The sequence below is a fragment of the Kriegella aquimaris genome, from assembly GCF_900103215.1.
Taxonomy (GTDB): Bacteria; Bacteroidota; Bacteroidia; order Flavobacteriales; family Flavobacteriaceae; genus Kriegella; species Kriegella aquimaris.
In genome coordinates this window covers 1-21,472 of sequence record NZ_FNGV01000018.1, presented here as the reverse complement: position 1 = coordinate 21,472, position 21,472 = coordinate 1, and the positions used below count along the sequence as shown (strand labels likewise).

Sequence of the window (21,472 nt, the reverse complement as noted above, 5' to 3'; positions counted from 1 at the left end):
AACCGCTAATAGAAGTAAATCCTACAAATATCTTTAAAATTTATTGTGTCTACCTTAATAAAATGAAATTCATCCCTACTCGAATAGCACAATCATCTATTTCCGGTGTATTGCGCCTCTGAACCATATAATTGATTTTAATTCAGGTCATGAAAAACATTGGGTTTCGCCCTAATTGTAAAGTCATAATGGCCGGCTATAAATTAAATTTGCACTTGAAAACGAACATTATAACTGGGACTATGATGTTAAATTTGCTTCATCTTCAAGAAAAGACCACTTTTGTTGCTATGCTTTGCAAAAAGTGCAACTAACAATCGGTTCCAATCAGAATTTTAAAAAAGTTTCCTGAAAGGAAAACCTAAATTTTAAATATTCTACTTTTATCTACTCAAAAGCGAACACCGTGAAAACGACTATTCTTATCAATTGTCCCGATAAATCGGGAATTATACGTGCCGTTACTACTTTTATTCACACCAAAGGAGGGAATATCGTATACCTCGACCAACATGTTGACAAGCAGGCAGGTGTATTTTTTATGCGTCTGGAATGTGATTTTGAGGATAATTCACCAATAATGGAAATGTTCGAAAACGAATTTATTTCAACGCTGGCCAATCCTTACCAAATGCAGTACGAGATCCATTTACAAAATGTGAAACCAAAAATGGCGTTGTTCGTATCAAAATACAACCATTGTCTATATGATTTATTGAGTCGATTTCGTTCGGGGGAGCTTGCAGTAGAAATCCCTTTCATCATAAGCAATCATATTGATTTAGAACCTATTGCCGTACAATTCGATGTTCCTTTTTATCATATTCCAGTTTCCAAGGCAACAAAAGAAACTGCCGAGGCGAGGCAGTTGGAACTTATGGAAGAACATGGTGTTGATTTTATCGTTCTTGCCCGGTATATGCAAATCGTAACCGATAAAATAATAAACAGATATCCAAACAACATCATCAACATACATCATTCTTTTCTACCTGCCTTCGCAGGGGCCAAACCTTACCATGCCGCTTTTGAGCGGGGTGTTAAAATTATCGGGGCAACCAGTCATTATGTTACTGTAGAACTTGATGCCGGCCCTATTATCGAACAAGATGTAACCACCGTATCACACTCCCACACAATTAAAGACCTCATGGACAAAGGAAGAGATCTCGAAAAAATCGTGCTCGCCAGAGCAGTACGGCTTCATGTGCAACGTAAGACTATGGTCTACAACAATAAAACAGTTATTTTTTCGTAATGTAAAAGTAGAAGGCTTTCAAAGCCTATTAAATACTTGAACATCATGTCGAAAAAAATCATTTTACTATTTGCCGCGTTTCAATTTTTGGCCTGCGGAGAACTACAACAAGTCATAAACCAATTACCTCAAGAAGGACTGGGCAATGCAGAAATTGCTAGTGGATTGAGAGAAGCACTGGATAAGGGAATAGATAAACAGGTCAGCAAACTTACCCAGCCCGATGGTTTTTTTAAGAATGAACTGGTAAAAATAATGTTGCCAGAGGAACTTCAAAAGGTAGATAATACACTTCGCAATATAGGTTTAGGCAAATTGGCAGATGAAGGACTAAAAGTTTTGAACCGTGCTGCCGAAGATGCTGTGGGAGAAGCTACCCCTATTTTTGTCAATGCCGTAAAAGGCATCACCTTTGATGACGCCAAAAATATTCTCTTAGGCAGTAACGATGCAGCTACACAATATCTGACAAAAGCCACACAGGCCGAACTTTATAATAAGTTTAGCCCCGTAATCAAAAACTCTTTTGAAAAAGTGGGCGCTGACAAAATATGGGCGAACTTGATTACCAAATACAACAACTTACCCTTGACGAGTAGTGTGAACCCTGACCTTACCGACTATGTAACCCAAGAAGCATTGCAAGGAGTTTACACGATGATTGCAGTCGAAGAAAATGAAATTCGCACCAAGACTTCTTCAAGAACCACAGACCTTTTAAGAAAGGTTTTTGCACTGCAAGACCGCATGTAAAAACCTTGGTCAATCAACAATATTAAGTGCTTTCTGTCGTTTAATCTTACACATACAAAAGTAACAAATTGCTAATCTTTAGTTAACCTTTGTTACGTAGTTCTAATGGACTTTTGTACCGAGTTATTTGAGTTAGTAATTTTTTAAGTTAGTTAGTTTAAAACCGGTGGGAGCGCCGGTTTTTTTATTGGATTTTTTTGCCTTTTTAAGATTTCCACAACCTATTTCGGTGCGACAATCCTTTTAATTCAAATCGGAAACATATCCAATAACAAAATTGTTGAATAGTTGTGATTGCTCAACATTGACCACATGACCACAGTGCTCAATCAGCAACAAGCTAGACTTGCTATGTTGCTCTACCATTCTTCTAACTGACGGAAGAAAAAGATGATCTTCCCCGCCCATAACGTATAGTGTAGGTATACCAATATCGGCAGCTCTAAATAAACGCAGTAAGGGATTAATATCGGCGCTTAGCTTAAACCAACGTATAAACTCTTTTTGATATAATTTTTTAGCCTCTCGTACAAGTAACAAGCGCGACTCTTTATGATTACTATCAGGCATTATGGCAAACGTAAACAACTTGTACAACCAAATATAGGGCACTACAGATTTAAAAATAGCGCTCAAGCCTAAGAGCATCCTAAATTTAAAATCCAGTTTCAAAATGGCCCCACCCAGCACCATACTTTCTACACGGGCAGGATACTTCTCGGCCAAGTTTCTAATCAAGACAGTTCCCAACGAAATACCGACAAAATGTGACTTGATAATTTCTAAATGGTCGATGACCTCGACAATGTCATTGGTGATAGAATCGAAATCATACCTTTCATTGAAAGCATCCTTAAAACTTGGTTTTGAATCACCATGGCCCCGCAAGTCTAACAATAAAACATTAAAATGATTCTTAAATTCGCGAATCTGTTTGTGCCAAATAGCAGAACTGCCTCCCGCACCATGTACGAAGGTCACCCAAGTTCGTGAACTTTCATGAAGATATGTGTTGTAATTAAGCAAAGTGTTCTCTCGTAACCCTCTGATAAAAGGGTTATTGCAATGTATTAAATCTTTCGATCCAGTAGCTCTTTTGAGAACAAAAAAAGCAAACAATTTTGAAGATACACATCAACATAGGATAAAAAAACATATCAAGTAAGATAAGTCCTCTTAAAAATGTTGATTTGAGTATTTATAGCTAAAACAAAAGCTTGTGATGAATTAATAATTGAAATTTCCCAACGTCTTTGACAAAATATTTTAACCAGAGATCTTAACCTATGCTCATTTCTTTTAACACTATAATAGCGAAATCATCAGCTACGATATTACCACCTTGTTAATAAATCATCAAAAGAACCGATTTTTAGTCAAATACAACGAATGCTAAGATCCAAAATTCTTTTTGCTCCGTATATTTGAAAGAACTAATTGTAAGACTATGGAAAAGCAATATTGCAAAGTAGGAACAATAACACCGATCGCCGCAAATAGAAACGCCGTAACGATGTTAGAATACCAGTATCAGAACTTTTTAGACAAGGCCAGCAACATGGAATATACCGATGCTAAACTTGTTGAGTTTTTTGAACAAAAGGCGGAGAAAATCCAAAAAATATTAGAGAACATGCTTCAGGCGTAATTGAATCGAAGTTCCTTTGATCAATTCGTTTTTTGCAGCTCTTGCGCCATTTGATTTTGTAGTTCTTCCGCTTTTTCTGCGGCAGCCTCCGCAAAATCTTTTTTATTGGATGCATAAATAATTCCTCGGGAAGAATTTACCAGCAAACCGATATTTTTTGTCATTCCGTAGTGACAGACCTCTTCTAGACTTCCTCCTTGTGCCCCAACCCCCGGCACCAATAGAAAGCTCTCTGGTACAATTTCTCGAATTCCCGTTAAAAAGCTTGCCTTTGTTGCTCCTACCACATACATCAAATTCTCTGAATTCTTGTAGGTTTTAGAGGTTGCCAAAACCTGTTTGTAAAGCTCTTTTCCTTCAACTAATTTTGTTTGAAAATCATAAGCTCCTTCATTGGATGTCAAAGCTAAAAGTATGGTGTGCTTGTCGTGAAACGCCAAAAATGGCTCGACGGAATCTTTTCCCATATAAGGAGCTATAGTAATTGAATCGAAGCCCATATGCTCAAAGAAAGCCTTTGCATACCTGGTCGAAGTATTTCCTATATCCCCACGTTTTGCATCGGCTATCGTGAATATTTCCGGGTGGTTATCGTTCAGATACTTCATTGTTTTCTCCAAAGCCTTCCATCCTTTTATTCCGTATGCCTCATAAAAAGCAATATTCGGTTTGTAGGCGACGCATAAATGATGTGTGGCATCTATAATAGCTTTGTTAAAAGAAAAAATGGGATCTTCTTCCTCTAAAAGATGCTGAGGAATTTTATCTACATCGGTATCCAATCCTATGCAGAGAAAAGATTTTTTTTTGCGAATTTGGGCTACTAGTTCTTTGGTCGTCATAAAACTGTTAACTTCTTCAGCGCAATCGAGAAAGTAAGGAAATAAAAGAGCGAACGAGTTCTCGACTGCGTTAAGATCTTCTCGCCCTATAGAATGGAATTCGTTAAAAAATTTCGGAAGCTTCTTTTAATTTTTCCGTATTATCGACCAAACTCAATTCATCTATAATCTTTTGAATATCACCATCGATGATATTCTGTAAATCATAAAGGGTAAGCCCGATTCTATGGTCGGTCACCCTACCTTGGGGATAATTATAGGTTCGAATCTTGGCCGAACGGTCACCACTGCTTACCTGCGAATTTCGTTTCGCCGCATCTTCTTCTTGCTTTTTGGCCAGTTCCATATCGTACAACCTTGAACGCAATACACGAAAAGCCTTGTCTTTGTTCTTATGCTGCGATTTTTGATCCTGGCATTGTGCCACCAATCCTGTGGGAATGTGCGTCAAACGTACCGCTGAATAGGTCGTATTTACAGATTGACCACCCGGACCTGAAGAACAGAAAAAATCAATACGAACGTCTTTTGGGTCTATTTGAACGTCGAACTCTTCAGCTTCGGGCAATACCATAACCGTGGCGGCGCTGGTATGAACCCTGCCTTGAGTCTCTGTTTGGGGTACCCGTTGAACACGATGCACGCCGGCCTCGAATTTCAAAGTTCCGTAAACGTCTTTTCCCATGACTTCGAACTGTATTTCCTTATATCCCCCACTAGTACCCTCACTTAAATCGATAACATTGGTCTTCCAACCTTTCGATTCGCAGTATTTGGTATACATTCGAAAAAGGTCCCCGGCAAAAATGCTCGCTTCATCCCCACCAGTTCCGGCACGTATCTCGACGACCACATCTTTGGCATCTTCGGGATCTTTGGGTATGAGCATCAATTTTATTTCTTCTTCCAATTGCGGTAAGGCCCCTTTCGCCTCGTCCATTTGCATTTTGGCCATTTCAACCATCTCGGGGTCGCTCCCGTCCTTAATAATTTCCTCAGCTTCCTGTATGTTATCCATTAGGGCGACATACTGGTTTCTTTTTTCAACAAGGTCTTTTAGGTCACTATATTCCTTGGTCAATTGCACATACCGCTTTTGGTCCGAAATCACATCGGGCTGAATTATCAAGTCGGCAACCTCGTCGAAACGCTGTTTTACAATATTCAATTTATCTATCATCGTCTAGTATCACTTGGATTGCGAATTTACGACAAATTTGTACATTTAGATAGAATCACTTCATCAGATGAATATTATCTTGAGAATAAAAACGTACCAGCTCGGTTTTAACTTTTACAAAAAGTATCTCTGGGCCAGTCTATTGATTACCACATTTCTAATCTTCTTCAATACAACGCTTTTAGTACTTCTCTTTGTCAAACTAGCTTTGAGCAAATTCTTGTTCTTTGCCTATTACGAAACAAGTTTGGCGCAAAAGCTTGTATTTTATAAGAATTTTGGTATCTCAAAATCAAGTCTTTTTATAATTTTCTTTGTAATCGATTCACTATTCAGCACACTAATATTTTTGATAATGGAATTATTTTGATTCTCGAAGCCGACAATATAGAGCTCAGTTTTGATCGCAAGACGATTCTTAGGGGAATCTATGTTAGGGCGGAAACAGGAAAAATCACCGGAATTCTGGGCAGGAACGGTTGCGGAAAAACCAGTCTACTACGCATTATTTTCGGAAGCCTTACCCCAAAATATAAAAGCATTCGAAAAGACGGGAAACACCAGAAAAGAAACCTTTACCTCGGTCGCGACATCGCCTATTTACCTCAACATCAACTGCTGCCCAACTCCCTCAAATTGGGATCGGTATTTCAACTTTTTGGCGCGAATTGGACGGAATTCTTAAATCTTTTTGATGCTTTTAAAGGCTACGCCAGTGCGCACCCTAATGCCCTTTCTTCAGGCGAACTTCGCATTGTAGAAACTTACCTCATACTTACATCCAATAAAAAAATCATCTTGCTCGATGAACCTTTTTCATTTATTGCTCCCGTATACATTGAGAAATTCAAGACCATCATTCATAAAAAGAAGAAGGATAGCGTCATCATTGTTACAGACCATTTTTATCGCGACATTTTAGAAATCAGTGATTGTATATACTTTCTGAAAAACGGCTATTCCAAAGAGATAAGGACTAAGAAAGATTTGGAAGAAGAAGGTTATATAAATTTAGACCCCTCTGACTAATCGGCTATAAAAGTGGTTCCCAAAGTCGTTATAAAAGCTCCAAGTCCGTCACTTCTATCATATTTGCTAAAACGGAGCTGTATGGCTTTTAGACCAAACATGAACACTCTGGTTTTCGTGAAAATATCTTTGTACTGAACACCGACACCGTACTGATGCGCCGTATATTTTGAAAGGTCATAATCGGAACTGTAGAAGTCGTAGGTTGAAAGTGCCGTCTCTTTCTCATAAAAATAATCAGCTTTGGTCTGACTGTAAAATCGATAGGTGGGATACAAAGTAAATGAATCTCCCAATTTCACGGGCACCTCTAGACTTGCGGTATGGGCACTGATACCCCAATCGTCGGCATAGTATCGATAATAGCTGCGAAGCACCACAGCGTCGTTCAAATAATAATTCAGTCTGGCACCAATAGGAATTTTAAAACGTGAATCAGGTAAATGCTCCACATCATCGGCCAATTGAAAATCATCAATAAAAAAATCGTTCGTATCTCTAAAATAGACACGTTGGAACGGGGTACTTAACAGTCCGTTCTGCATAACCACATCCATAAAAACGGAACCCTGAAGTCTTTTACCTAGAATCTGGGAAATCGCCAAGGAGAGCGAATAAGAGTTTCGGTTCTCTTTATCGAAAGCTGTAAATGATGGTTCATAATTTCCGCTTCCCAAAATACGATTGTCAAAAAATCCTGCTCTCAATTCAATTGGATATTGAGGATTCCATTTATCAAAATACAATTTACCGTTCAGCGATAATTCCGTATTCTTCTCATTGAATGCATACGTATATCCCCCGCCAATACCTAATGAGAAATAATCGTATTCAGAGGCGATGTATGCATTAATGTTCCAAATTTTGTTTCTGTCCTCCGAGCTATGTTCCAATGACGGATTAAAATGAACAAGTTGGTCGCTACGTGAAGCACCCGAAGAAGCACTAAAAGGACTTACAATTTGAGATGGGTCACCGTCTAATGGATTCACATTGCTAGATGACGCCGATGTATAAGCAGAAATTCCTACATCAACTGTCAATACATCATCGGGATTCAAAGGAAGCTGAACAATAATACTTGAAGCGGCATCGGTTAATTTTTCGGTGCCTTCACCACCTGAAACTGCGGCATGATCCCCTTTTTGACCATAATAGCTGAACACCAAGTTTACTTCGCTGGCTTCTAAAACTCTTTTCTTATACGAAGTATCCTCTTCTTGACCGACGGCCCAAAAGCATGTTAGCAGTGCAAAGAGTAAAGCGGTTTCTTTCAAAAAGGAAAAATTAGTCGTGTTCTTGGTATATTGACCTCCCAAACTAGTTACATCCACAACCACCACCAGATCTTCCGCCGTTGGCACCCGAGGCAGCCTCACGATAAATTTGAAAATTGGTCTCAAAACGTTCATCTCCCTTTGCCGACAATTGCATCTCAGCATCGTTGACAAATACTTTTTCATATTCTTTTACCGCCACGCAAGACGATGAAAAAAGAAGCACAAAAAAAAAGAAGAACAGTCTTTTCACGTGTATGAATCTAATATAAATTAAAGTTACTCATTACTTTCGAAATGGATGCCCTTACTTTTATGGATTTTATTATTGTCGTCGACCAAAATAGCTTCAATACCCGCAAGCTGATCTATTAAAAAAAGTCCGGCTTCTTTACCCATAATAAAAACGGCAGTCGCCAATGCATCGCAATACTCGGCACTTATAGCAAAAATTGACACACTGTTTACGCCAGAAGCAGGCCAACCCGTTCTGGGATCGATGATATGAGTATACTTTTTTCCATCGAACAATACAAACTTTTCATAATTTCCAGAAGTGGCAACAGAAGATTCGACGATAGGCAACCATGAAAAAATCTTTTCTTTACTCAATGGATGTGCAATACCTATCAACCATTTTTCGCCCGTAGCCTTGGTACCCCACGTGGTAAGATCGCCCCCTGCATTTATAATACCGGCCTCAACTTGCTTAGAAACCAGAAGTTCTTTGGCCTTATCGGCGGCGTAACCCTTACCAATAGCGCCAAACGAAATCTTCATTCCCTTTTGTTTTAAAAAAACGGTTTTTTCCTCAGCATTTAAAATAATTTTTTGATACCCGACCTTGGCGATGGAATTACGGATTTGTTCATCAGTCGGCCTCTCTTTCATACTGCCGTCGAACTTCCAGACCTTATCGAGCGAAGAATAGGAAATATCGAAGGCCCCGTCGGTTAAATCAGAAATTTTTATGGCTCTTTCTATCAACATAAAAAGCTCTAAACTCACTTTTACCGGCTTTATTCCCGCATTATTGTTTATTAATGAAGTTTCTGAGTTTGAATCCCAAGCAGATATCAGTTTCTCAATTCTAGAAATTTCAGCTTCGGCTTCGGCAATATTTATATAGCCAACCTCTTCATTATCAGTTACAACGGTTATATCAAAACGGCTTCCCATCAACTCCATTGACTTGTGCACCGTCACAAGCTTTTTATCTTGAGCTTGTATCGTAACCGTCAGAAAACCAATGATCAAAACAATAATTACTCTCATTTTAAGAATGAGTTTAGAAGTGATATGTACTCATCGGGAGAAAGTTTTTTATACCCTGTCTCACCTAAGACCTGCTCTTTTTCATTTAAAACTACAACCAAGGGAAAATAACCTTTTGAGTTAAAGTTAGCCGCCAATTTGTTATTCTGATCGGTTAGTTCGGGACTCAGTTTGTTGGCTTTTTTTCTCGGAAAATCTGCCCTATATAGTATATAATTTTCCTTTGAAAATTTTTTGAAGTTTTCAGACTGCCATATTTCCTTATCGAGCCTGATACAAGGCGCACACCAATCGGAACCCGAAAAAACCAAAATTAATGGCTTGTGTTGTTCCTCGGCTTGTTCGAGCGCCACGTTATAGTCTTCCTGCCAATCTTGACTCGAAGCCATAACGGAATAAAAAAGAAAGAGTAAAAATATGCTGTATTTCATGAAAACTAAAATAGCAAAATCAGTGCCAGTTATTCAAATACACGAAGCGTATTATTTGACACTTCAACTTTAAAAATCTTCAAGGGCTTCGCCGTTTTACTATCCACTTGGTTCAAAGGGCTACCCGTCTGACTAAAGCGAGAACCATGTACTTCGCAATGAAAAAAACCACCATCAATGGCAACAAAACGAACTTGATCATAGGCCTCATGACTGCATATTTGACTGGCAGCAATGAATTCTCCTTCTAAATTTTTAGCCACAACAACATCATTTTTCAAAATAAAATCGCCATTATCGGCCAATTTGGCACCTTCGGCAGAATTCAAATCGATAGTAAAATCGATATTTGAAGGTACCGGTTTAATCGCGCCGTTAGTGTCATCTTTAGAACACCCTTGTAAACAGGGAAATGTCAGGGCAAAAGCAGCTCCTGCCCCCAAACTTCTGAGAAATTCCTTTCGTTCCATTCCATACTTTTATAGTATAAAAACGCACGAATCAATGTATTCGTATAAAAATAATGCTGTATAATTTAACATATATACTTAAGAGAGTATATAGATATATTAAGAATAAACACTGTGTATAAACAGCACTTATACCAGTTTCTAGGAATAACTAAAGACTCCTTCGGAACTATTGATTGTAAGTTTTTTTACAGAGCTTGCTTCAGCCCTACCGATGATTTGGGCATCTACCCCAAAACCTTTAGAAATCTGAATCAGGTCAGAGGCTATCGACTGGTCAACATAAAGTTCAAGTCGATGACCACAATTAAAAACCTGATACATCTCTTTCCAGTCGGTACCCGATTGTTCTTGAATCAATCGGAACAAGGGTGGTACGGGGAATAAATTATCTTTTATGATATGGAGATGGTCGATAAAATGCAAAATCTTGGTTTGTGCCCCTCCACTGCAGTGCACCATACCATGAATATTTTCAGAGGAATACTTTTCAAGAATTTTCTTTACAATCGGCGCATAGGTACGTGTCGGGGAAAGTACCAATTTACCGGCATCTAAAGGAGAATCGGCAACAGTATCGGTCAATTTCATTTGACCCGAATACACCAATTCCGATGGTACGGATGCATCAAAACTTTCGGGATATTTGTCAGCCAAATATTTCGAAAAGACATCGTGTCGCGCTGAAGTTAATCCGTTGCTGCCCATACCACCATTATATTCCTTTTCATAGGTGGCCTGACCAAAAGAGGCTAAGCCTACAATAACGTCACCAGCCTTTATGTTGGCATTATCAATAACATCGGTACGCTTCATTCTTGCCGTTACCGTAGAATCTACGATAATTGTTCGTACCAAATCACCAACATCCGCTGTTTCGCCTCCTGTTGAATGAATCGTTATACCATGGTTGCGTAAATCGGAAATCAGCTCCTCAGTTCCATTGATGATGGCTGAAATAACCTCTGCGGGAATCAAATTCTTGTTTCTTCCGATGGTCGACGAGAGCATGATATTATCAGTGGCACCCACACAAATCAAATCGTCGATGTTCATGATCAGAGCATCTTGGGCAACCCCTTTCCAAACGGAAATATCACCCGTTTCTTTCCAATACATGTAAGCCAAAGAAGATTTTGTTCCAGCACCATCGGCATGCATTACCAGGCAATAGTCAGCATCATTGGTCAAGTAATCAGGCACTATTTTACAAAATGCCTTAGGAAATAGTCCCTTGTCTATATTCTTTATAGCGTTGTGCACGTCTTCTTTTGAGGCCGAAACCCCCCTTTGATCATATCTTTTGCTTGCTGACGTACTCATCTCTTTGTTATTTTGGGCAAAAATAGAAGATTAGATAAAAAAGATAGCATTTTAAACCCTTTAATTGATTTTAGATTATTGCAATTCCACATCCGCATACTATAAACTCCGTTCGCGTCCGAGAAATTCACCCTCTTAAAGTTTTACGGAAATTTCACTTTTTCAAAACCAGAACAAGTTCGACCGGCTATTTTATTTAATAAATAATAACTCTTGATATTTAGTCAAGGGCCAGCCACTGTCAGCCACTAATCTCTCTAATTTATCGCAATGGTAGCGCATTTCCTCAAAATAAGGTTTTACATTGTCGCAGTAGGCAGCAGCCTTTTTATTCGTATCAGAAATGGCATTGGCCTTTTTTCTGGCATCGGTCATCGCATCGGTTTTTTTCTTTAGTGCCGATATATGTTCTGCAATTTCTTCGATTATAGTCAATTGCCCATAAGACAATTTTTTATGGGCGGCTCCGTAAACCTCTTTTAATCCCATGACATTTTTAATCAAAAGATTCTGGTATTCAACCGCCGATGGTATGATATACCCATAGACCAATTCACTAAAAACGCGGCCTTCAATCTGAATATGCAAGATATAGGCATCCAATTCTACCTCTAGCCGAGCTCTCACTTCTACTTCGCTCAATACGTTCATCGACTTGAACAACTCCAAACTTTGGGTCGAAGTCATTACTTGCAATGCCCCTGGCGTGGACTTATTATTACTCAGCTTTCGTTTTTGGGCTTCCTTTTCCCAATCAATACTATACCCATCACCATCGAAACGAATTCTTTTTGATGTCTTTATATATTCACGCAGCACATTGAATATAGCCTCATCCTTCTTTAAGTTTTTCTTGTCAATAAGCGTGTCGACCTCTTTTTTGAAAGCTATCAATTGTTTTGCGACAATCGTATTCATTACGGTCATCGGCTTTGCACAATTCGCTTTTGAACCTACGCCACGAATCTCAAATTTATTTCCGGTAAAAGCAAAGGGCGATGTGCGGTTACGGTCGGTATTATCGAGCAAAATCTCAGGAATTTTACCCACCACATTGAGTTTCAACTCCGTTTTTTCTTCAGGGGAGAGCTTTCCCTGTGAAACGCCTTCCAACTCATCAAGTACACTACTCAATTGAGTACCGACAAAAATTGAGATAATTGCCGGGGGCGCTTCATTGGCACCAAGTCTGTGGTCATTGCTTGCCGAAGCTATCGATGACCGAAGTAATTCTTCATACGTATCTACCGCCTTAATCGAGTTTACAAAAAAGGTAAGGAACTGCAGGTTTTTCATGGGTGTCGAACCAGGACTCAATAGATTAACCCCCGTGTTGGTAGCCAACGACCAGTTGTTATGTTTTCCCGATCCATTTATACCCGCAAAAGGTTTCTCATGAAAAAGCACTTTAAAATGGTGTTTGTCGGCAATTTTCTCCATAACATCCATGAGCAGCAGGTTATGGTCAACAGCCAAGTTGGCTTCCTCAAAAACTGGAGCGAGTTCAAACTGATTGGGTGCTACTTCGTTATGGCGGGTCTTAACAGGAATACCCAATTTAGTACATTGTTGTTCTAGATCACTCATAAAACTCAATGCCCGTTGCGGAATGACACCAAAGTAATGATCATCGAGTTGTTGCCCCTTTGCAGCGGAATGACCTACCAACGTTCTTCCTGTCATTAGAATATCTGGGCGCGAATGGGCCAAAGCCTTATCGATCAAGAAATATTCTTGTTCCCAACCCAAAGTTGCATTTACCTTGGTAACATTTTTATCAAAATATTTAGCTACGGCAGTCGCAGCCTCATCTACAGCATTCAACGCCCGAAGCAAAGGTGCTTTATTATCAAGTGCTTCTCCTGTGTATGAAACAAAAATAGTAGGTATACAAAGTGTCGTACCGTAAATAAAAGCAGGGGAAGTCGGATCCCAAGCGGTATAGCCCCGGGCTTCAAAAGTATTGCGAATTCCTCCGCTAGGAAAACTTGAAGCGTCAGGTTCTTGTTGCACCAATTGCCCACCACCAAATTTTTCTAGGGCCCGGCCATCTGGCAAAAGATCAAAGAAAGCATCATGTTTTTCAGCTGTGGAACCCGTTAAAGGTTGAAACCAATGTGTATAGTGAGTGGCACCTTTTGATATGGCCCATCCTTTCATAGCCTCAGCTACTTGATCCGCTATTTTTCTATCGATTTTAGAACTCGAAAAAACAGCGCCCTTTACGCTTTCTAGTGCATCTTTGGTCAGATATTGCAACATTCGGTCTTCATTGAAAACGTTTTGGGCGAATATTTCCGACCGTCTTCCCGTCTCTTCAATCGTAATTCTCTGCCTTTTCAAACTCTCCGAAATAGCACTAAAACGCAACTTGGGCATAATCTATATAATTTAAAGCGGCAAAAATACTCATTATGCATTTTATAAAAAAACAATGTTCTATTTATAATACCCATAAAAAAATAGGGGGATACCACCATAAAACAGAATTTTTTGAGATTTATCCCTTAAAATAACAGCTCATTCCTCAGAAAAGTTATTTTTGTTACGCCATTTTAGAAAATCCTAAAAATTTTGAAAGTTATGAGCAAAATTAAATTAGAATACATTTGGTTGGATGGTTATTTTCCAACACAAAATTTAAGAAGCAAAACCAAGGTAGAAGAACATGAAGATTTCAAGGGTACCCTCGAAGAAATCGGAAATTGGTCTTTTGATGGTTCTTCGACTCAACAAGCAGTAGGTGGTTCCTCTGATTGCTTATTGATCCCCGTGGCCATTTATCCTGATCCAGAGCGCACGAATGGATGGTTGGTAATGACCGAAGTTATGAATGCCGATGGAACAGCACATAAATCTAACGGAAGAGCTACTATCGATGACGATGACAATGATTTCTGGTTCGGTTTTGAACAGGAATACTTTATCATGGATACCCACACCCAACTACCTTTAGGGTTTCCTGTTGGAGGTTATCCTGCACCACAGGGAATGTACTATTGCTCTGTAGGTGGAAAAAACACACACGGAAGGGAATTGGTAGAAGAACATGCCGATCTTTGTATTGAAGCCGGACTCAACTTCGAAGGAATAAACCAGGAAGTAGCTTGCGGACAATGGGAATTTCAATTATTTGCAAAAGGGGCCAAAATAGCAGGTGATGAATTGTGGATAGCGCGATATTTGCTTGATAGGCTTACTGAAAAGTATGGATACTACATCGAATACCACCCGAAACCACTTGGAAAAGATATGGACTGGAACGGTTCTGGTATGCATGCCAACTTCTCTAACACTACCTTAAGAACTTGTGGATCTCGAGAGATTTATGAACAAATATGTGAAGCTTTCCGACCAGTTGTTAAAGAACATATCGAAGTATATGGTGAGTTCAATGACCAACGTTTGACAGGCCTACATGAGACAGCGTCAATAACCGATTTCAGCTATGGTGTTTCCGATAGAGGTGCATCTATCAGAATTCCGATTATTACTGTAGAAAAAGGTTGGAAAGGCTGGTTAGAAGATCGTAGACCAGCTTCTAACGCCGACCCATACAAGATTGCAGGCAGAATCATCAAGACCGTTAAATCTGCAAAGGTTTAAGCTGTTACGAATTAATTGTTGATTTATACATTTTACCTATCGCCGTTGACTTTGTCAACGGCGATTTTTTTTACCCCTTAAGAAATCGTAAAATATAGGAATGTGGCGTAAACAAGCAAAAGAATAATACCATCGCGCCAGCCTAGACGCAACCCTTTGGGAATGAACACCAATGGAAGAATCAAGAATGAAATGCCCAACATCCAAAAAATATCACTACTTAAGAGCCCTTCATCCATTACGCGAACAGGCGTTATTATAGAGGTAATTCCCAATACCGCAAGAAGATTAAAAATATTTGAACCGATAAGATTTCCTAAAGAAATTGCTTTTTCCTTTTTGATTACAGCAATCACCGACGCGGCCAATTCAGGTATACTGGTACCTATAGACACCACGGTTATTCCTATTACGCGTTCACTGACCCCATAAATTGTTGCCATACCTACGGCTCCGTTAATCAATAACTCCGATCCACCCCAAAGGGCAGCGCCTCCGAGGCCCAAGAATAAAACCGTCTTGTACAAAGGTAAAAGCACATCATCTTCAGGCGCCTCATCAACAACGGCCTGTTTTTGAAAGCGCAAAAGATAAACCAGGAATAAAAAGAGGACGATAACCATAATCACCCCTTCATGTTGTTGAAGCTCCCCGTCAAAATAAATAAAACCGAAGAATAAAAAGGAAGCCACCATCATTGCCGGCCAATCGGTAGTATAAAAACTTTTTCTAACATCGATACTTCCCAAAAGTACGGTAACCGCTAAAACCAATCCCAAATTAGCAATATTTGACCCAACTACATTTCCTAATGCCAAATCAGGAAAGCCATCTAAGGCAGCCTGAATACTTACGATTAGTTCAGGAGCCGACGTTGCGAAAGACACCACGGTCATTCCGATAACTATTTTTGGGATATTGAGGCGCAAAGACAGCCCTACGGCAGCTTTAAGCAACCAATTTCCCCCGGCTATTAATAAGCCCAGACCTAGAACGATAAAAAGAAGATTTTGCATTGATGGGGATATCGAAAGTTTCGTCGCAAATATAAACCAAGATTTTTAACTAATCGGCCTATCTTTATGGGAACCTACGGAACAAATCAACTACCAATACAGTTTAATAACTAAAAAAATAGTTGTTCAACTAAAAAAATAGTAATAGATTTGGATTCAAACAAAAGCCCCATGCAAAAACTGACCAATAAAGAGGAAGAGATCATGAAAATACTCTGGCATTTGAAAAAAGCCTTTGTAAAAGAAATTAGGGCCGAATTAAAAGGTGATAAACCACATTACAATACGCTTTCTACTATTGTGCGCAATCTTGAGGACAAAAACTATGTGGGTCATGAAGCTTTTGGGAATACGCACAGATATCACCCCCTGATATCAAAAGACGCTTACCGTAAAAAATTCATTGATTCTACCATTAGCGAATTTTACGACAACTCTTATAAAAGCTTGGTTTCCTTTTTCGCAAAAGAAGATAAAATTTCGGTCGCCGAACTTAAAGAAATTATTGCACTCATCGAAAAGAACGATTAAATGGAAGTCTTCTTTCTATATCTTGTAAAATCATTGGGAATTCTAGCTCTTTTTTTTGTGTGCTATCAACTCTTGCTCAAACAAGAGACTTTCTTTAGCGCTAATCGTATATTCTTGTTATCCGGCATTTTATTATCGGTCTGTCTACCAATGGTAAGTATCGTGCACACCGTATGGATCGATGTCGTGCCTCAGCGTACTATTACAAACACAGACCTACTCCCTGTACAACATACCATGGTCGAAGAGTCCTTTAATTGGTGGCAGGCACTTTTGATTATTTATTTAATTGGGGTAGCTGTTATGGTCCTTCGTTTAATGGTACAATCATTTTCGCTTGTGAACATGTTAATAAGAGGGCGAAGCTTTAAAAAAGGTAGTCTTAAAATAGTAGAGATCGAAGCCGATATTTCGCCCTGTTCATTTTTTAATCGTATTATTTACAATCCCAGAAAAATAGAAGCAACTTCACTACCTGCCATTTTCGCCCATGAAAAGTGCCACGCCCAGCAACTACATTCAATCGACGTGTTGTTGGCAAACCTCTTTCTAATCTTTCAATGGTTTAATCCATTCGCGTGGTTGTATCGATCTGCGATACAGCAAAATTTAGAATATTTGGCCGATTCCCATGCACAGCAAACAGAAGACACTACCAAAGACTATCAATATGTATTGCTCAAATCACATGTCGGGGACCATCTTTTTTCCCTTGTAAATCCATTTTTTAATTCATCGATCTCATCAATCAAAAAACGAATTGTCATGTTAAACAAAAGAAAATCAAGAAAAAGGAATTATGTCAAATTCGGAACTGTTCTTCCGATTCTTGTCGTATTTGTACTTCTATTCAATATCAAGACTGAAGCAAGGCATAAAATAGTTACTCAAAATACCACGTTAACACAAGAAGTCGAGCAATCATATCTTATCACGAGCAAAACTTCGGATATCGAACTGAAAGCATTTGAAAAAGAAATAAACCACAAGAACGCAACACTCGAAATCACCAATCTGAAACGGGATAAAAATGGTCTCATCATAGAAATAGCAGTACAATATAAAGTAGACGGAAGTGGGGAAGTAACCGGAAATTACAACGATAAAGAAGGAATTAGTCCAATTGATTTCGGCATAGGCAATGATGGTGGAATTTATATCGGTTCACGCACGAAAAAAACCTCAAATTCCAAGATATTGAAAACATCGGAGAATTCGGAAAGTAAAGAAGCCGCGAAAGAGGAATTTTCGAAACTCGTTATTCACGATTCGATATCAGGCAAGCCTATTGCAACAAATGTTACTTCAAGTATGGAATCTGGTGCCAAAAAGGATGAAATTTCTCAAAAGCTTTATAAAGATTCGGTTACGGGAAAGACTTCGGGCTATACAATTAATGTCCCAGGGAAGAAACCTGTAGAAGTTCGATATGGAAAGGAAGCACCTGGCGCTGGGCTTAACTATGCAGCCCCTGACCATGTCAAAAGTATGAACAACGCTTGGAACGACAAACAAACGGTATTAGGGTATGACTTAAACGCTTCGACGAGAAATATCCAAACATTTCAAAACGATATTGCAAAAACGGCTAAAAAGCCCCAATCTACTTTAATCATTCACGATTCTATCACAGGAAACCCCATTGCCACCGGAGTCGCCTCTGGTATAAAATTAGGTATTCAAGATAAAAATCCTTTGATAATTTTAGATGGAAAGGAAGTGCCGCATGCTACAACCAACCTCATATCTCCAAACCAAATCGAAAGTATGAACGTCTGGAAGGGCCAAACGGCGATATCGATGTATGGCGAAAAAGCCAAAGACGGCGTCATAGAAATACGTACCAAAAACAGTAAATATAACCCCATCGTTTACGACAAAGAGCGTTCCGGAGACTTTCCCCATGGCCTTACTATTCGTTCGAATATTTACACAAAACCTAATCCTCCCCTTTATATTATTAATGGGAAAGAGGCCCCCAAATCAGTATTTGAAAAACTGGATAATACCAACATAAAAGAAATTCGGGTTTTAAAGGGAGAAAAAGCCCTTGAAAAATATGGTAAAAAGGGGAAATATGGTGTGCTATTGATTACCAGCAAAACTCTGGAAACTTCGTCTATAAACAATCCTATGGCAATTCAAGATTATGTAATCACAATTGATAAGAACACTAGCCAAAAGGATTTAAAGAAAATCCAACAAAAGTTATTAGAGAAGGGCATGACGTTCACTTATGCATTAATTGAGCGAAACAATAAAGGTGAGCTAATTAAAATTGAACTGACATTAAAGGACAAGTTAACTTCTAGTGAGGGAAGTGCGTATTTCTCCGATGGAAGAGATAATTCAACGACGATACCCAACATTGTGGTGGGAAGGCTTAAGGGTAAACCTACGGTCTCATCATCTTTGTAGATAATTATCTGCTCAAACATAAAACCGATTCCAAAAATGAATCGGTTTTTTTCATCAATTAACGAAAGTGTAGAATTTGATTATTTTTTAAATGAAAACTACCTTACAAATTCAAATCTGTCCAAAAAACCCCCTACATATATTTCAATTTAGAAGTATAAAATCAAAATTATATTTCATTTAAAAACATTAACCAAGGCATTATAAAAAATATTGAAACATTATTCATTTTTTAAGTCACAATACTGTATTCACTTGTATTGATTTCACACCAATTATTTGGAAATGATTGATTTAATTTGATATCTTGATTGGATAATCGATTATCGAGCAATAGTTGCTCACTCCTCTTCAATGGGGGATTAACCTAAAAACAACATATTATGATGACACTTGCCAAATTCTTGTTGACCCTGCTATTATCGCTGATCATACTATTGGCATAAGTAGTATCATATATAGGCCTATATAAATTAAAAGCCCAGAGGACATCCTCAGGGCTTTATCTTTCTAACTATCTTTATACCAATGAAAAAAGCATTTTTTAAATTTTTAGCCAAGGTGAACAAAGCCTTACTTCCCTCCTATTCTAAAAAGAAACTGGATTTGGCCAAGGCTTCTAAATTTCAATTGGCCCTAACAGCATGGCGCTATTTTGTGACCACCCGTGCCTTGGACTAATACTTCAGTAACGATCTTACGTTATAGTCACTGAGCTTTTCCCTACCCTTTAAAAACTCAAGTTCGATTAAAAAATTACACTGCACGATCTCGCCTCCCAATTGTTCAACCAATTTACAAACGGCCGCAGCGGTACCACCAGTAGCCAGAACATCATCGTGAATCAGCACTTTTTCCCCTCTTAAAATACTGTCGGTATGCATCTCTAGAATATCGGTGCCATATTCCAGTCCATAAGCATGACTTATTTTTTCGAAAGGTAGTTTTCCGGGTTTACGAACGGGTACAAAACCTGCATTGAGTTTATCAGCGAGTAAGGGAGCAAAGAAAAAGCCGCGACTCTCCATTCCTATGACCTTGTCAATTTTCGTTTCGCCGATCATATCGAAAAGCATTTTCGATGTTTTACGCATCGCATTGGCATCTAATAACAAGGGGATAATATCTTTAAATGTGACTCCTTGTTGCGGAAAGTCGTCAATATCTCGAATAAAGCTTTTCAAATCCATTTAATAAGGTAAGTATATTTTGCCGTAAATTTAAAAAGAAATATATTTGCACCCCGCTATATAAAAAGCGGGCCAAAATGACCTCTTAACGCTACAACGACTGTTGAAAAAATAGCGGATTTGATTTTGAATCGGGGCGGCATTTGAGAAGTAAAAGAATGACATATTGGTCCTGTGGCGCAACTGGATAGCGCATCTGACTACGAATCAGAAGGTTACAAGTTCGAATCTTGTCAGGATCACTTAAAAATCAAGCAGTTACAAAATTTTGTAACTGCTTTTTTATTTGGTCAGCGTGCTTTTTTTAACATCCACGATTACCAAAACCGCGGATTTTTGGAGAAAATAATAAGCGCTGACAGAAGGGATTGTACCATCCTAACCCACGTTCAGGGTTAGATTCTAATTTCTTCTCCCTATCCACAAAAACCGGTCTAAGTCTATTGACGATTGTAGATAGGCCTGCGATTTTGGAGTAAGCGGAACTTGCACTGCCTGACAAAAAAATGAAAAACCGTTCGCTAACAATACCTAAAGTTCATCGCTTGCGGATTTCCTAACGGAAATCCTGCGCAAAAAGTTAACTTTGAGTTCGGCTGGATTGTCCTGCGGACGAATCACAGCAACGAACGAGCCGCGACGTTGGCGGTCATTTAAGAATACCCAATAAAAAATTGTGGATATTGAACTGACTTGGGCTAATTAAATATTAGATTTAAAATTTAAGATAATAATATGCTAACGGACATCAATCCGAAATTACCGATGCGTGACAAAAAAGTGACTCGGGAATTTTACTCAAACCGATTAGGTTTTAAGGAATTTGGAAGTGCCGATTTTGACGGTTATTTGATGATGGAAAAAGACCAAATCCAAATTCATTTCTTTGAATTCAAAGAAATCGACCCGAAAGAAAATTATGGACAAGTTTATATTCGGACCAACAATATTGACGAATTCTATAAATCATTATTGGACAAACAGACTGAAATTCACCCAAATGGAAAATTGGAAATCAAACCTTGGGGACAAAAGGAATTTTCGATACTTGACCCAGACAGTAATTTATTGACATTTGGACAAAATATTTGAAGTGAAAAAAGGAATAAAAACGAACCGCCCACAATGGCTATAAGTAATTGCTTTCAAAGGGTTAATTGAATTTGGTTCCCTACTTTTATATCAAACTAATTCTACACCAAAAAAAACGCCAGAGCAACTACGC

The 21,472-nt window shown here is 38.7% G+C and carries 21 protein-coding genes and 1 tRNA gene; 10 read left to right on the top strand and 12 right to left on the bottom strand.

Annotated features, from left to right (window positions below; translation table 11 throughout):
- Positions 1–406: 406 nt before the first annotated feature.
- Together purU and BLS33_RS22290 are read left to right on the top strand one after the other, a co-directional pair.
- Positions 407–1,258, top strand: coding sequence for a formyltetrahydrofolate deformylase (gene purU / locus BLS33_RS22295; protein ID WP_089895149.1), 852 nt, complete (start codon positions 407–409; stop codon positions 1,256–1,258).
- 45 nt (positions 1,259–1,303) lie between these two features.
- A complete protein-coding gene (locus BLS33_RS22290; RefSeq protein WP_089895147.1) occupies positions 1,304–2,011 on the top strand; it encodes a DUF4197 domain-containing protein in 708 nt (235 codons plus the stop codon).
- Between the two features lie 243 nt (positions 2,012–2,254).
- On the opposite strand, the gene BLS33_RS22285 is transcribed toward BLS33_RS22290, so the two are convergent.
- Positions 2,255–3,037, bottom strand: a complete 783-nt coding sequence (locus tag BLS33_RS22285) for an alpha/beta fold hydrolase (protein ID WP_089895287.1) — start codon at positions 3,035–3,037, stop codon at positions 2,255–2,257.
- A 421-nt stretch (positions 3,038–3,458) separates the two neighbouring features.
- On the opposite strand from BLS33_RS22285, the gene BLS33_RS22280 reads away from it, so the two are divergent.
- Positions 3,459–3,659, top strand: a complete 201-nt coding sequence (locus BLS33_RS22280) for a hypothetical protein (RefSeq protein WP_089895145.1) — start codon at positions 3,459–3,461, stop codon at positions 3,657–3,659.
- A gap of 20 nt (positions 3,660–3,679) precedes the next feature.
- Here BLS33_RS22280 and pyrF read toward each other — a convergent pair whose 3' ends face one another.
- Both pyrF and prfA read right to left on the bottom strand, forming a co-directional pair.
- Entirely contained in the window at positions 3,680–4,501 is an 822-nt protein-coding gene (gene pyrF, locus BLS33_RS22275) for an orotidine-5'-phosphate decarboxylase (RefSeq protein WP_089895143.1), read from the bottom strand.
- A 103-nt stretch (positions 4,502–4,604) separates the two neighbouring features.
- A complete protein-coding gene (gene prfA, locus BLS33_RS22270; protein WP_089895140.1) occupies positions 4,605–5,681 on the bottom strand; it encodes a peptide chain release factor 1 in 1,077 nt (358 codons plus the stop codon).
- A 366-nt stretch (positions 5,682–6,047) separates the two neighbouring features.
- Here prfA and BLS33_RS22260 point away from each other — a divergent pair, with 366 nt between their 5' ends.
- A complete protein-coding gene (locus BLS33_RS22260) occupies positions 6,048–6,710 on the top strand; it encodes an ATP-binding cassette domain-containing protein (RefSeq protein WP_089895136.1) in 663 nt (220 codons plus the stop codon).
- On the opposite strand, the gene BLS33_RS22255 is transcribed toward BLS33_RS22260, so the two are convergent.
- The 7 genes from BLS33_RS22255 to BLS33_RS22225 all read right to left on the bottom strand — a co-directional run bounded on the left by BLS33_RS22255 (position 6,707) and on the right by BLS33_RS22225 (position 13,865).
- Positions 6,707–7,987 carry a DUF3570 domain-containing protein gene (locus BLS33_RS22255; RefSeq protein ID WP_245731605.1) on the bottom strand — a complete coding sequence of 427 codons (1,281 nt, stop codon included), beginning with the start codon at positions 7,985–7,987 and terminating at the stop codon, positions 6,707–6,709. The genes BLS33_RS22260 and BLS33_RS22255 overlap by 4 nt on opposite strands.
- A gap of 43 nt (positions 7,988–8,030) precedes the next feature.
- Positions 8,031–8,240, bottom strand: coding sequence for a DUF4266 domain-containing protein (locus BLS33_RS22250; RefSeq protein WP_089895132.1), 210 nt, complete (start codon positions 8,238–8,240; stop codon positions 8,031–8,033).
- A gap of 26 nt (positions 8,241–8,266) precedes the next feature.
- Positions 8,267–9,262, bottom strand: coding sequence for an FAD:protein FMN transferase (locus tag BLS33_RS22245; protein ID WP_089895130.1), 996 nt, complete (start codon positions 9,260–9,262; stop codon positions 8,267–8,269).
- Positions 9,259–9,693, bottom strand: coding sequence for a thioredoxin family protein (locus BLS33_RS22240; RefSeq protein WP_089895128.1), 435 nt, complete (start codon positions 9,691–9,693; stop codon positions 9,259–9,261). Before BLS33_RS22240 ends, BLS33_RS22245 begins: the two co-directional genes overlap by 4 nt.
- Positions 9,694–9,722: 29 nt before the next feature.
- A complete protein-coding gene (locus tag BLS33_RS22235) occupies positions 9,723–10,163 on the bottom strand; it encodes a QcrA and Rieske domain-containing protein (protein ID WP_089895125.1) in 441 nt (146 codons plus the stop codon).
- A gap of 141 nt (positions 10,164–10,304) precedes the next feature.
- A complete protein-coding gene (locus tag BLS33_RS22230) occupies positions 10,305–11,486 on the bottom strand; it encodes an AIR synthase related protein (protein WP_089895122.1) in 1,182 nt (393 codons plus the stop codon).
- A 192-nt stretch (positions 11,487–11,678) separates the two neighbouring features.
- Positions 11,679–13,865, bottom strand: a complete 2,187-nt coding sequence (locus BLS33_RS22225) for a glutamine synthetase III family protein (protein ID WP_089895120.1) — start codon at positions 13,863–13,865, stop codon at positions 11,679–11,681.
- 204 nt (positions 13,866–14,069) lie between these two features.
- Here BLS33_RS22225 and BLS33_RS22220 point away from each other — a divergent pair, with 204 nt between their 5' ends.
- On the top strand, positions 14,070–15,092 hold the full coding sequence (locus tag BLS33_RS22220) for a glutamine synthetase beta-grasp domain-containing protein (protein ID WP_089895118.1): 1,023 nt from the start codon (positions 14,070–14,072) through the stop codon (positions 15,090–15,092).
- A 77-nt stretch (positions 15,093–15,169) separates the two neighbouring features.
- Here BLS33_RS22220 and BLS33_RS22215 read toward each other — a convergent pair whose 3' ends face one another.
- Positions 15,170–16,108, bottom strand: a complete 939-nt coding sequence (locus BLS33_RS22215; protein WP_089895116.1) for a calcium/sodium antiporter — start codon at positions 16,106–16,108, stop codon at positions 15,170–15,172.
- A 171-nt stretch (positions 16,109–16,279) separates the two neighbouring features.
- On the opposite strand from BLS33_RS22215, the gene BLS33_RS22210 reads away from it, so the two are divergent.
- From BLS33_RS22210 to BLS33_RS22200, 3 genes are all read left to right on the top strand, one after another.
- Positions 16,280–16,639 (top strand): BlaI/MecI/CopY family transcriptional regulator, encoded by a 360-nt coding sequence (locus tag BLS33_RS22210; protein ID WP_089895114.1) that lies wholly within the window; start codon positions 16,280–16,282, stop codon positions 16,637–16,639.
- Complete coding sequence (locus BLS33_RS22205) at positions 16,640–19,057, top strand: M56 family metallopeptidase (RefSeq protein ID WP_089895112.1); 2,418 nt, start codon at positions 16,640–16,642, stop codon at positions 19,055–19,057.
- A gap of 528 nt (positions 19,058–19,585) precedes the next feature.
- Positions 19,586–19,738, top strand: coding sequence for an SsrA-binding protein (locus BLS33_RS22200; protein ID WP_089895110.1), 153 nt, complete (start codon positions 19,586–19,588; stop codon positions 19,736–19,738).
- Here BLS33_RS22200 and BLS33_RS22195 read toward each other — a convergent pair.
- Positions 19,735–20,247, bottom strand: coding sequence for an adenine phosphoribosyltransferase (locus tag BLS33_RS22195; protein ID WP_089895108.1), 513 nt, complete (start codon positions 20,245–20,247; stop codon positions 19,735–19,737). The two genes, BLS33_RS22200 and BLS33_RS22195, sit on opposite strands and share 4 nt — an antisense overlap.
- Positions 20,248–20,415: 168 nt before the next feature.
- Between BLS33_RS22195 and BLS33_RS22190 the strand changes: the two genes are divergently transcribed.
- Positions 20,416–20,489 (top strand) — tRNA-Arg (locus BLS33_RS22190).
- Between the two features lie 493 nt (positions 20,490–20,982).
- The gene (locus BLS33_RS22185; protein WP_089890427.1) at positions 20,983–21,339 is read left to right on the top strand and encodes a bleomycin resistance protein; all 357 of its coding nucleotides are present in this window, start codon (positions 20,983–20,985) and stop codon (positions 21,337–21,339) included.
- Positions 21,340–21,472 lie beyond the last annotated feature (133 nt).